The organism is Pseudomonas sp. COW5, assembly GCF_026240005.1.
GTDB lineage: Bacteria > Pseudomonadota > Gammaproteobacteria > Pseudomonadales > Pseudomonadaceae > Aquipseudomonas > Aquipseudomonas kribbensis.
Map to the genome: position 1 here is coordinate 4,600,527 of NZ_JAPHVP010000001.1, position 11,195 is coordinate 4,611,721.

The 11,195-nt window shown below is 61.9% G+C and carries 9 protein-coding genes; 1 reads left to right on the top strand and 8 read right to left on the bottom strand.

What is annotated here, in order from left to right:
• Positions 1-11 precede the first annotated feature (11 nt).
• From OQ248_RS20990 to OQ248_RS21020, 7 genes are all read right to left on the bottom strand, one after another.
• Positions 12-1,034: an ABC transporter permease gene (locus tag OQ248_RS20990; protein ID WP_085733580.1), complete on the bottom strand. Its 1,023-nt coding sequence runs from the start codon at positions 1,032-1,034 to the stop codon at positions 12-14.
• Positions 1,034-2,098, bottom strand: coding sequence for a microcin C ABC transporter permease YejB (gene yejB / locus OQ248_RS20995; RefSeq protein WP_085733581.1), 1,065 nt, complete (start codon positions 2,096-2,098; stop codon positions 1,034-1,036). The genes OQ248_RS20990 and yejB overlap by 1 nt, the downstream gene beginning before the upstream one ends.
• 1 nt (position 2,099) lies before the next feature.
• Positions 2,100-3,971: an extracellular solute-binding protein gene (locus OQ248_RS21000; RefSeq protein WP_085733582.1), complete on the bottom strand. Its 1,872-nt coding sequence runs from the start codon at positions 3,969-3,971 to the stop codon at positions 2,100-2,102.
• A 110-nt stretch (positions 3,972-4,081) separates the two neighbouring features.
• Complete coding sequence (locus OQ248_RS21005; RefSeq protein ID WP_265813861.1) at positions 4,082-6,787, bottom strand: TonB-dependent receptor; 2,706 nt, start codon at positions 6,785-6,787, stop codon at positions 4,082-4,084.
• 207 nt (positions 6,788-6,994) lie between these two features.
• Positions 6,995-7,396 carry a biopolymer transporter ExbD gene (locus OQ248_RS21010; RefSeq protein ID WP_007959059.1) on the bottom strand — a complete coding sequence of 134 codons (402 nt, stop codon included), beginning with the start codon at positions 7,394-7,396 and terminating at the stop codon, positions 6,995-6,997.
• A complete protein-coding gene (locus OQ248_RS21015) occupies positions 7,396-8,100 on the bottom strand; it encodes a MotA/TolQ/ExbB proton channel family protein (RefSeq protein ID WP_007959058.1) in 705 nt (234 codons plus the stop codon). The genes OQ248_RS21010 and OQ248_RS21015 overlap by 1 nt, the downstream gene beginning before the upstream one ends.
• Before the next feature lie 49 nt (positions 8,101-8,149).
• A complete protein-coding gene (locus OQ248_RS21020) occupies positions 8,150-8,932 on the bottom strand; it encodes a TonB family protein (RefSeq protein ID WP_265813862.1) in 783 nt (260 codons plus the stop codon).
• 1,079 nt (positions 8,933-10,011) lie between these two features.
• Between OQ248_RS21020 and OQ248_RS21025 the strand changes: the two genes are divergently transcribed.
• On the top strand, positions 10,012-10,635 hold the full coding sequence (locus OQ248_RS21025; RefSeq protein WP_265813863.1) for a glutathione S-transferase: 624 nt from the start codon (positions 10,012-10,014) through the stop codon (positions 10,633-10,635).
• A 12-nt stretch (positions 10,636-10,647) separates the two neighbouring features.
• Here the strand turns inward: OQ248_RS21025 and OQ248_RS21030 are convergent, their stop codons facing one another.
• Complete coding sequence (locus OQ248_RS21030; RefSeq protein WP_085712511.1) at positions 10,648-11,088, bottom strand: CBS domain-containing protein; 441 nt, start codon at positions 11,086-11,088, stop codon at positions 10,648-10,650.
• Positions 11,089-11,195: the final 107 nt, after the last annotated feature.

An 11,195-nucleotide genomic window follows, 5' to 3' on the forward strand; every position in this document is an offset into this window, starting at 1 on the left:
AGCTCCGGGGATCAGGATCGCGGATCGAATGCGTCACGGCAGGCTTCGCCGATAAACACCAGCAAGGACAGAATCAGCGCCAGGGCAAAAAACGCCGTCAGCCCCAGCCACGGCGCTTGCAGATTGCGCTTGGCTTGGCCGATCAGTTCACCCAGCGACGCGGTGCCGGCGGGCATGCCGAAGCCGAGAAAGTCCAGCGCGGTGAGGGTGGCGATGGCGCCGGTCAGAATGAACGGCAGGTAGGTGAGGGTGGAGGTCATGGCGTTGGGCAGAATGTGCCGGCGCATCAGCTCGCTGTCCGTCAGGCCCAGGGCCCGTGCGGCCTTGACGTATTCCAGGCTGCGCCCGCGCAGGAACTCGGCGCGCACCACGTCCACCAGTGCCAGCCAGGAAAACAGCGCCATTATCCCCAGCAGCCACCAGAAACTCGGCGAGACGAACCCCGACAAAATAATCAGCAGGTACAGCACCGGCAGCCCCGACCAGATCTCCAGCACCCGCTGCCCGAGCAAGTCGACCCAGCCGCCGTAATAACCCTGCAACGCCCCGGCCACGATGCCGACCAGCGCACTGACGGCGGTGAGGATCAGCGCAAACAGAATCGAAATCCGTGTGCCGAAAATCACCCGCGCCAACACGTCCCGCGCCTGATCGTCGGTGCCCAGCCAGTTGCTGGAGGATGGCGGGCTCGGCGCCGGTTCCGTAAGGTCGTAATTGACCGTGTCGTAGCTGAACGGGATCGGCGGGAACAGCATCCAGCCGCCCTGATCCTCGATCAGTTGGTGCACGTAATTGCTGGCGTAATCCGGTTGGAACGGCAATTCGCCGCCGAAATCGGTTTCCTGATAATCGCTGAGGATCGGGAAGTAAAAAGCGTCGTGGTAGCGGATCACCAGCGGTTTGTCGTTGGCGATCAGTTCGCCGCCGAGGCAGATCAGGCACAGCCCGACGAACAGCCACAGCGACCAGCGCCCGCGACGGTTGGCCTTGAATTGCGCGATGCGCCGCCGGCCCATAGGGGAAAGTGTGAACATCAGGCAGTCCTCGCCGAGAAGTCGATGCGCGGGTCAAGCAGGGTGTAGCAGAGGTCGCCGATCAGCTTGATCAACAGGCCGAACAGGGTGAACAGGAACAGCGTGCCGAACACCACCGGGTAGTCCCGTGACACCGCCGCTTCGTAGCTCATGCGCCCGAGGCCATCGAGGTTGAAGATGGTTTCGATCAGCAGGGAACCGGCGAAAAACACCTCGATCAATGCCGACGGCACACCAGCCACCACCAGCAGCATCGCATTGCGAAACACATGGCCGTAGAGCACACGTCTTTCGGTCAGGCCCTTGGCGCGTGCGGTGATCACGTACTGACGGCTGATCTCGTTGAGGAAGCTGTTTTTGGTCAGGATCGTCAGCGTCGCAAAACCGCCGATCACCAGCGCCGTCACCGGTAACACCAGGTGCCACAGGTAGTCGCCGACCTTGCCCCACAGGCTCAGGCTGTCGAAGTGGTCCGAGACCAGCCCCTGTACCGGAAACCAGTTGACGTAACTGCCACCGGCGAACACCACGATCAACAGAATCGCGAACAGAAACGCCGGCATCGCGTAACCGACGATGATTGCCGTGCTGCTCCAGACATCGAACGCGCTGCCGTTTTTGATCGCCTTGCGGATCCCCAACGGGATCGAAATCAGGTAGGTGATCAAGGTCGCCCACAGGCCGAGGGACAGCGACACCGGCAGTTTCTGAACGATCAGATCGGTCACCTTCGCACCGCGAAAGAAGCTGCTGCCCAAGTCCAGTTGCGCGTAGTTCTTGAGCATCAGCCACAGGCGTTCGTGCATCGGTCGGTCGAAACCGTAGTGGTGCTTGATCTCTTCGATCAGCGCCGGGTCCAGGCCTCGGCTGCTGCGCCCGGCACCGCCGATCGCGGTCACTTCGCTGGCGCCGCCCATGCTGTGCCCGCCGAAGCCTTGCAGGCGAGCGATGGCCTGCTCCACCGGACCGCCGGGCGCCGCCTGCACGATGACGAAGTTGACCACCAGAATGCACAGCAGCGTCGGGATGATCAGCAACAGACGTCGACTCAGATAACGCCACATGTCACTGGCCCCCCGCGAGTTGGTGCAGGGCACTCATCTGCTGGTTGGTCAGCGGCTTGGCCGAGACCTCCCACCAGGTGTCGAGGCCTTCGCTGTAAATCGGTTGCACCGACGGCCTGCCGAAGCGGTTCTGATACACCGTCGGCGTGCCTTTGGAGTAGTAGTTGGGAATCATGTAGTCACCCCATTGCAGCACCCGGTCGAGGGCGCGGGCGTAACGCACCATGGCGTCGCGGGTATTGGCCTGGACGAGGCCGTCGATCAGCCGGTCTACCGCCGGGTCCGCCAGCACCATCGAATTGGAGCTGCCGACTTGTGTGGCGCTCTGCGAGGCATACAGGCTGTACAACTCGCGGCCCGGCGAGACGATCGGATCGCCGCTGCGGGGGAAACTGGTGACGATCATGTCGTAGTCCCGGGCGTTGAGCCGGTTGATGTACTGCGCCGAATCGATGCGCCGCAGATTCAGGGTGATGCCGATCTGCGCCAGGGTGCGTTTGTAGGGCAGCAGCATGCGGTCGAAGCCGCCCTGGCCGTCGAGGAAGGTGAATTCGAATGGCTCTCCGGCGGCGTTTACCAGGCGGTTGTTTTTCGGCGTCCATCCGGCCTCCGCCAGCAGTTTCAGCGCCTGCAACTGCTTGTCGCGGATGTAGCCGCTGCCATCGGTTTTCGGCGCCTGATAGACCCGGTTGAAAACTTCGTCCGGGATCTGTCCGCGCAGCGGCTCGAGAATCGCCAGTTCTCCGGCGTCGGGCAGGGCGGTGGCGGCCATTTCACTCTTCGGCCAGTAGCTGTTCTGGCGCACGTAGAAGCCGCGCATCATCTGCTTGTTGGTCCACTCGAAATCCCACAGCAGGCTCAGCGCCTGACGCACGCGGCGATCCTTGAACAGCGGGTTCTGCAGGTTGAACACAAACCCCTGGGCGCTGGTCGGTTTGTCCGGGGCGAGAATCGCCTGTTGCAGGCGACCGTCGCGCAGGGCCGGGCTGTCGTAACCGACCACGTAGCCGGATGAAGAAAACTCGCGGTTGTAGTCGAACGCCCCGGCCTGCAGCAGTTGTCGGGCGACGTCGGTGTCGCCATAGAAGTTCACGGTCAGGCTGTCGAAATTGTACATCCCGCGACTGACTGGCAGGTCCTTGCCCCACCAATCAGGATCGCGCTGGAAACCGATGCTGCGCCCGGCGTCGACCTTGCTCACCCGGTACGGGCCGCTGCCCAGTGGTGGTTCGAAGCCGCCGCCGTTGGCGAAATCACGGGTTTTCCACCAGTGCTCGGGCACTGGCCGCAGCGATGCCAGATCCAGCGCCAGGGTGCGGTTGAGGTTGTTCTTGAAGGTGAAGCGAATCTGTCGCGGACCTTCGATCAGCACGTCCTGCACATCGGCGTATTGCTGGCGATAACTCAGACTGCCCTTGGTCATCAGCAGCTCGAAGGTGTAGCGCACGTCCTCGGCGGTGATCGGTGTGCCGTCGGCGAAACGTGCCTCGGGATTGAGGTTGAAACGCACCCAAAGACCGTCGGTATCGCGCTCCATGGTTTGCGCCACCAGACCATAGACGGTGTAGGGCTCGTCCAGCGAGCGGAACGCCAGCGGCGAATACACCCAGTCGTTGACCTGCACCACGGAAATGCCCTGATCGGCATACGGGGTGATGTAGTTGTACTGACCGATTTCCATCGAGGCGCGGCTGAGCGAGCCGCCCTTCGGGGCGTCGGGATTGACGAAATCGAAGTGCTGGAAACCCGCGGGGTATTTTGGCGCCTCGCCATACACTGTCATCGCGTAGCTGCCGCCGGCCAGCGCGGATGCCGCGTTGCACAGCAGCGCACTGCCGAGCAGCAGGCCGGCCATGTTGCGCATGATTGTCATGAAGTCGTTCCTCTGAGCGGGAAAAACCCGAAGCGGCGGGTGGCCGCTGCGGGATGCGAATTCGCAAGGGGAAGGGGCCGGCCGGAGTCTTGCGCGGCCCCGACCGGGACTCAGAAGTGGTACGTCATGCGCGCAAACAGCGTGCGGCCCAGCGGATCGGTGTAGCGCGGGTCATAACCGCTCTGGAAGTTGTAGGCCTGGTTGGTGAACGGCGGATCGCGGTCGAACAGGTTCTTCACTCCCGCATCCACGTCCAGCACCTTGTCGAAGGTGTAGCCGGCCGACAGGTCCCACACCGAGTACGACGCGACTCGTGCGTTGGTCTCGCGGTCGTAGTCGTTGTAGCCGGTGGTGAAGCGGTTGGTCAGCGCCGCGCGGGCCGCGCCGAAAGTCCAGGAACCGGTGAGGTTGTGTTTCCAGCGGGCAATCACACCGTCGCCCTTGAAGTCGCCGACCTTGTCGGTGAACGGGCCCTTGATGGTGCTCTGAAAGTCGTACTCGTCGACATAAGTGCCTTGCAGGCCCAGACCGAACTGACCGTACGGCGTGTTCGGGAAGCGATAGTCCAGCGACACGTCAACGCCGTTGGTTTCGACGATGCCGAGGTTGGCGTTACCGGTGACGATGTAATTGAGCGTGCCGTCGGCGTTGCGCACGAAGCGGTCGGGGTAGCTGCCGGCCTGATCGAACACGGTGGACTCCGGGAACGGCTGGATCTGGTTGGAGATGTGAATCCACCAGAAGTCCAGTCCCACGGACAGATTGTTGACCGGCTGATAAACGAAGCCCAAGGTCACGTTGCGTGCTTTCTCCGGTGCCAGGTCTTCGTTGCCGCCGATCTGGTTGAGGAACTGCTGACCGCAATCGCGCCCGCCGTTGCCGCCCGGTTGCACCACGCCGCCGGTACACAGCACCGGGTCGTTGTAGTAGCCCTGGGTGTAGGTGATGCTGCGCGGTGAATACAGCTCATACAGCGACGGTGCGCGGAAGCCTTCGCTGTAGGCACCGCGCACCACCAGTTCCTTGAGTGGCTGATAGCGGAACGAATATTTCGGGTTGGTGGTGCTGCCGAAATCGCTGTATTTGTCGTGACGCACGGCGGCGGACAGTTCCAGGCTGTCGAGCACCGGCACGTTGATTTCCGCGTAGGCGGCTTTCACGCTGCGGTCGCCCTCGACGCTGCCGGCCGGGTCGATGCCCAGGCTCTGGATATCACCGGCGAACGACTCGAAATCCTGATGGAATTTCTCTTTGCGGTATTCGCCGCCCAGTGCCAGACCGGCCGGGCCGGCGCCGAACCAGTCGCCGATCTCGCGGCTGATCCGCCCGTCGAAACCGGCGACCCGACCGACTGCCGTGGAATAGGCACCGTGGTACATGGCTTGGTCGATGTACTGCTGACCGGCACTGGTCTGCGGGCCGAACGGGTTGAGCAGGCCGCTGGCCAGACCACTGATCATCGCCTGATCGCTGACGTAGCCGCTGGTGACGCTGGAGACGATCTTGTTCTGGTTGTACGAGGCGCCGACGTTGTAGTCCCAGCCGCCGACCAGACCGTCGAAGCTCAGCAAAAAGCGCTGGCTGGTGTTCTGGTCTTTCGATTCGCGGGGGCCGGCGGCGGTTTCGCGCCAGTTCACGTCCACCGGTTGCGTCGGGTCGAGGGCGAAACCGGTGGGCGCCGGGGTGATGCCATTGCCGGGGTAGTAGGGCGAGGACGAATCCAGGCTCAGGCCGGTCAATGGCGCAGGTCCCACGGCGGTGGCGTTGTTGTTGCGCGACCAGAAGTATTCGAGGTTGACGTTGTGATCGTCGGCCAGTTTGGCGGTGGTCTTGCCGAAGAACGAAGTCTTCTCTGTCTGCGGCACCAGGTCGATGTATTCGCGGGTGCTGAAGCGGCAGAGGCCGTCACGGGCCACCAGGTTGGGGCCGTTGCAATTGCTGTTGGCCAGTGGATTGGTGGCGTTGCCATTCTGGCTGTAGTTGCCGGGGAACGCGGTGCCTGAGGTCTGGTCCAGGCCACGGCCGGGCACGTAGTCGCGGGCGTAGGAGCGGTCGTTGGCGTCGAGGTTCTGCTGCTTGTTGTAGTTGAACACGCCGAGCACGTTGAAGCGGTCCTGCTCCAGGTCGCCGTAGCCCCAACTGGCGCTCATGTCCTTGGTCGCACCGCCGCCGCTGTGGGTCGGGGTTTCGCCGCCGAGGGTGAGCTGGCCGTCGGTCATGGATTTTTTGGTGATGAAATTGATCACGCCGCCGATGGCATCGGTGCCGTACAGGGCCGAGGCACCGTCGCGCAGTACTTCCACGCGCTCGATCGCGGCAAACGGGATCATGTTCAGATCCACCGCGCCGCCGGCCGAGTTGGTGCCCGACAGCGCGTTGTTGGCCAGCCGGCGACCGTTGAGCAGCACCAGCGTCTTGTTCGCGCCGATGCCGCGCATGTCGGCGAACGAGGCGCCGCCGGTGGCCGCGCCGACCGAGCCAGCGCTGTTGTTGATCGACTGGCTGCCGGTGATGCGCTGCACCAGTTCGGCGGTGGTGGTCACGCCCTGTTTGCGCAGCTCATCGGCCTTGAGCACGGTGATCGGCACCGCCGTTTCCGCGTCGACCCGACGGATCGCCGAACCGGTCACCTCGACCCGTTGCAGTTGCGTGGTCGGTGCGACCACCGCAGCGGCGGCCGGGACGTTGTTGTCGTCCTCGGCCGCCTGAACCCCGGCGCCCATCCCCATGGCCACCAGGTACAACGGAACGAAACGGTGGCGGGAAATCGTCGCCACCAAGGGTTTGAGCGTGAAGCGTGGAGTGTTCATCAGCATGGTTGTTTCCGACTTTGTTAGACGTTTATCGAAATGGCCTTGTGAGCCCTCTTTGCGCGGAGCACGGTGGTGCCGCGCCGCGAAACCACTTTCTTCAAGCAAGCCGATCCCCTCCGAAGACGCGTTGCGTTTTTTCGGTCGGCCGATTGCGACGGGATTCAGCCAACGGTGCCGGGCGCGTCCCTCACTGCGCGCCCGGCACCGCCGTCAGCGGGTGGTCATCACCGATATCTTGGTGATGCCCGAGCGCTCGATGGACGCCATGGCTTTGGCGACCTGGCCGTAATTCACGGCGGAGTCGGCCTGCAGCTGCACGCGTACTTCGGCGTCCTTGGCCTTGACCTCCTTGAGGCTGGCCTCCAGTGATTCCGGCGCCAGCTCGGTCTTGGCCAGGAAGAACTTGCCGTCCTGATCCACGCTGACCACCACCGGATCTTTCTTTTCGGCGGGAGCGACGGCGTCGGTTTTCGGCAGGTTGACCTTGATCGCGTTGGTCATCAGCGGCGCGGTGACGATGAACACCACCAGCAGCACGAGCATCACGTCCACCAGCGGCGTGACGTTCATTTCGCTGAGCACTTCATCGCTGTCTTGAGTGGAAAAGGACATCAGCTGGCCTCCCGCACGGCGGCTGTGGATTTGGCGATAGCCTGGCGGCTGATGGAAAACGCGCTGCGCGAGGCGAGGGCATCGAAGTCGTGGGCGAAGTCATCCATGTCAGCCGAGGCCAGCTTCAGGCGCCGCAGGAAGAAGTTGTAAATCAGCACCGCCGGCACCGCGACGGCAATCCCCACACCGGTGGCGATCAGCGCATGGCCGATGGGCCCGGCCACGGTTTCCAGGCTGGCCGAACCGCTGGCGCCGATGCTTTGCAGGGCTTCCATGATTCCCCACACGGTACCGAACAGGCCAATGAACGGCGCGGTGCTGCCGATACTTGCGAGAATCGCCTGGCCGTTTTCCAGCGAGCGGCGTTCCTTCTGGATCTGTTGGCGCAGATTGCGTTCCAGTCGGTCGGAACGGTTGATGGTGTGCGCCAGTTGCTGGGTGGTGCGCGGGGACTCTTCCACCAGCAGGGCTTCGAAACCGCTGCTGGCGATTCGCGCGAGCGAGCCCGGATATTGGCTGGCGTGTTCGGCGGCGGTGAGCAAATCCGGCGCGCCCCAGAAGGCTTTGCTGAACTGCCGGTTCTGGGTTTTCTGGCGCAGGTATTGCGCCGACTTGACCAGCAGGATCGCCCAGCTGACCACGGAAAACAGCACCAGCCCCCAGAGCACGCCGGGGACAATCATCGAAGACAAAGAATCGTTCATGGCTACACCTCGCTTGCGTTAATCGGTTGTGAGTTCGGTTGTCGCGCCGTCATTGCGGCAATTTGAAATCGATGGTCTGGGTGGCGAAGCCGTCGATCGGTGTGTCGCCGCGTTTGGCCGGAATGAACTTCCAGGCCTTCACCGCCGTGACCGCTGCGTCATCCAGTTGCGGCTTGCCGCTGGACTTGGTCACCGTCACCGAGCCCGCGCGACCGTTGGCCAGCACCTGAATCCGCAGCACCACGCTGCCTTCCCAGTTGCGCCGCAGGGCCAGCGACGGGTATTCCGGCGGCGGGTTGCCGAGGCTGGCGAGGCCGGAAATCGCCGCCGTCTCTTTCACCGGACCCGGTGCCGCCGCAGGTGCCGGTGGCGCGCTCTGAGTGGCCGGGGTGGCAGGTGCAGTCGGTTGCGCAGGGGCGGGCGGCGCTTTCGGCGGCTCGATCTTTTTCACCGGTTTGGGTTTCTCCACCGGTTTAGGCGGCGGCTTGACCGCGTCCTCGTCTTCCACCGGTTGTTCCGGCTCGGGCGGGGGCGGTGGTGGGGGCGGCGGCTCCGGTGTCGGCGGGGCCGGAGGTGTCGGGCTGGTCAGCTCGACGGTCATTTCCGGAATTTCCGGTGGCGTCGGCAGCGGCTCGGCCCTGGCCTGCTGGAAAAACCACCAGGCGCCGCCGTGTATCAACGCCGACACCGCCACCAGCAACAGCATCTGCTGTTTGTTCAGGCCGCCGGGCTGCGAAGTGTTGGCCTTATAGACGGGCCGATCCGCCACCGACGCAAGCGCTGCGTTCGGTAATGGCCCCGGCGGTGTTCTGTGCTTTACCGCATCGTTCATTAAAGCTCCCTCGGGTGGATGAAGGGCAATAAGGTGCCGTTCGAACAACACAGCGTTGTTCGAGTGAGTGGTCGCAACTTTCATACAGGTGTGCAGAAGCCGATAGTTGAACTATCTATTGAACAGGGCTTGTGCAGCTTGTTGCTTCAGTAATACCGACTTCGATGATTCATTGATCCGGTCCGTGGCTGTTCTTTTATAAGTGAGTGTGCAATTGAGTGGCGAACATCATTCTTGCCCTCATGATTGATGCAATAGCAACCGCTGTGCCAAAGAGTGACCAATTGTGTAGCGGCTATTTCACGGATGATACCAATGTCGCATTTATATAAGTTTCATTGAGCACGCCGGTTTTCATGGGCGCATAACCTCCCGACGGCCCTGTTTGCAGGGCTTTTTTCGGGGCGAGACAGGCTTGGCGCGGTATCGCTCTGTTCAGCGAGATAGAGCGGCTGTTCTCGTGTCGGCCAGGACGCTTGATGGTGCGTGGCGGACTGATTTGGTGCGGGTCAGTGTTTTAGCGGGTCACAGGTGATGTTCCTTGTTCTTGTCTAAATAAAGTCGGGCTCGGGGTAATGATTGAAAGTGCAGTTTTGGTGCACTTTGAATATTAATGCCGAGCGGCGAAAGTTGTATCGGTGTGCTTTCCGGAAGTTATTGTCGAACAATGTGTTGTTGCATTCATTAATGCAGCGCGCACGCAATGGCTTCTTGCGTACTATTTAAAAAATAAATAGTGCAGGCGTTCAGGTAATAAAAGGAATGCACGGACTGTTCGCAGGACGAACACGGCGTAGGTACAGGGGTACGGAGGGAAAAGTGTGGCGCAGCAGATGAAGATTCACGCGGTGAACTCCTTGTTGCCAGCTCGGATACGCGAACTTTTGGTTCGGTATCGCACCTTACAAGAACGCAGGTAGCGTTCACTGATTGCTCTTGGTGCGGGATGGGCACCGCCAGCGCTGTTTTGCGAGATCAGGGATTCGCAAGTTGCGGTTGAATGCGCAATCCGTGCCAAATTCGATACAACGGCTATAAATAGGCTTGGAGAGGATGTCTTTCGAGATGGAGGAGGGGGTATGTATCAGCTCTACGGACATCGCAATTCAGGAGCGGCGGCCATCGAGGCAGCGCTCGAACTGTGCCAGGTCGCTTACCGGTTCATTGATGTCGAAGCCAGCGCGGAAGCCGCACAGGAGCTGGCCAGGCTCAATCCGCTCAAGCAGATCCCGACCCTGCAATTGCCTGATGGCAGCGCGCTCACCGAAAGCGCGGCGATCCTGATCCATCTCGGGTTGAGTTTTCCAAAGTCCGGTTTGCTGCCGGCCAACGCCGCCGATCGTGATCAGGCGATTCGCGGTCTGGTCTACATCGTCAGCAATTGCTACGGGGCCATCGGCGTCATCGACTACCCCGAGCGCTGGCTGGTGATGCCGGACGAAGCCTCGCGGCAGAACCTGATGACCGGCGCCCGGGAGCGATTGCACTGGATGTGGGAGGTGTTTGCCGACCAGTTCTCCGCCGAGCTGTATCTGGACGACGAAACACCGGGGGCGCTGGATGTCCTGGCCGCAGTGGTCACGCGCTGGGCCGGCACCCGCGAACACCTGCGCCAGGCCCGGCCGGGGTTTTATGCGTGGCTGCAACGCATCGACCGGCACCCGGTGCTGGCGCCGGTCTTCGCGCGGCATTGGCCTGCTTGAGACTTCGGTCGATCACTCTCCGCGAATGTACTGCTCCAGCTGTTTGATCAGCTCGGCCTGTTCGGCAATCGCTTCCTTGACCAGGTCACCGATCGACAGCAGGCCCAGCAGTTTGCCGTTTTCGACCACCGGCAAGTGACGCAGGCGCTTGTCGGACATGATGCTCAGGCAGGTGTCGACGGTCTGGTGGGTGTCCACCGTGATCACGTTTGCCACCATGATGTCGCGCACCGGGGTGCCGACTGACGAGCGCCCATGCAGCACCAGTTTGCGTGCGTAATCACGCTCGCTGATGATGCCCACCACTTTTTCGTCCTCCACCACGAGCAAGGCGCCGACGTTTTTCTCGGCCATCTTCATCAGCGCTTCGAGCACCATGTGATCGGGTTTGATCTGGTGCACTTCCTGATTTTTCTGATCTTTGAGCTTGAGCAGCTGGGCGACGGTTTTCATGGCGGTTACTCAGGTGTTGTCGTTGTTCTCCAAGCATCGTAGACCGTGGCGCACAGAGCAAGGTCGCAAAACGGCAGATAACACGCAAAAAACGTCATTTGAGGGTT

Excerpts from the sequence above, each read along its gene's own strand:
- OQ248_RS21015 (WP_007959058.1), bottom strand. The coding sequence starts at position 8,100 with ATGAACGATTCTTTGTCTTCGATGATTGTCCCCGGCGTGCTCTGGGGG.
- OQ248_RS20990 (WP_085733580.1), bottom strand. The coding sequence starts at position 1,034 with ATGTTCACACTTTCCCCTATGGGCCGGCGGCGCATCGCGCAATTCAAG.
- yejB (WP_085733581.1), bottom strand. The coding sequence starts at position 2,098 with ATGTGGCGTTATCTGAGTCGACGTCTGTTGCTGATCATCCCGACGCTG.
- OQ248_RS21005 (WP_265813861.1), bottom strand. The coding sequence starts at position 6,787 with ATGCTGATGAACACTCCACGCTTCACGCTCAAACCCTTGGTGGCGACG.
- OQ248_RS21030 (WP_085712511.1), bottom strand. The coding sequence starts at position 11,088 with ATGAAAACCGTCGCCCAGCTGCTCAAGCTCAAAGATCAGAAAAATCAG.
- OQ248_RS21025 (WP_265813863.1), top strand. The coding sequence starts at position 10,012 with ATGTATCAGCTCTACGGACATCGCAATTCAGGAGCGGCGGCCATCGAG.
- OQ248_RS21020 (WP_265813862.1), bottom strand. The coding sequence starts at position 8,932 with ATGAACGATGCGGTAAAGCACAGAACACCGCCGGGGCCATTACCGAAC.
- OQ248_RS21000 (WP_085733582.1), bottom strand. The coding sequence starts at position 3,971 with ATGACAATCATGCGCAACATGGCCGGCCTGCTGCTCGGCAGTGCGCTG.
- OQ248_RS21010 (WP_007959059.1), bottom strand. The coding sequence starts at position 7,396 with ATGTCCTTTTCCACTCAAGACAGCGATGAAGTGCTCAGCGAAATGAAC.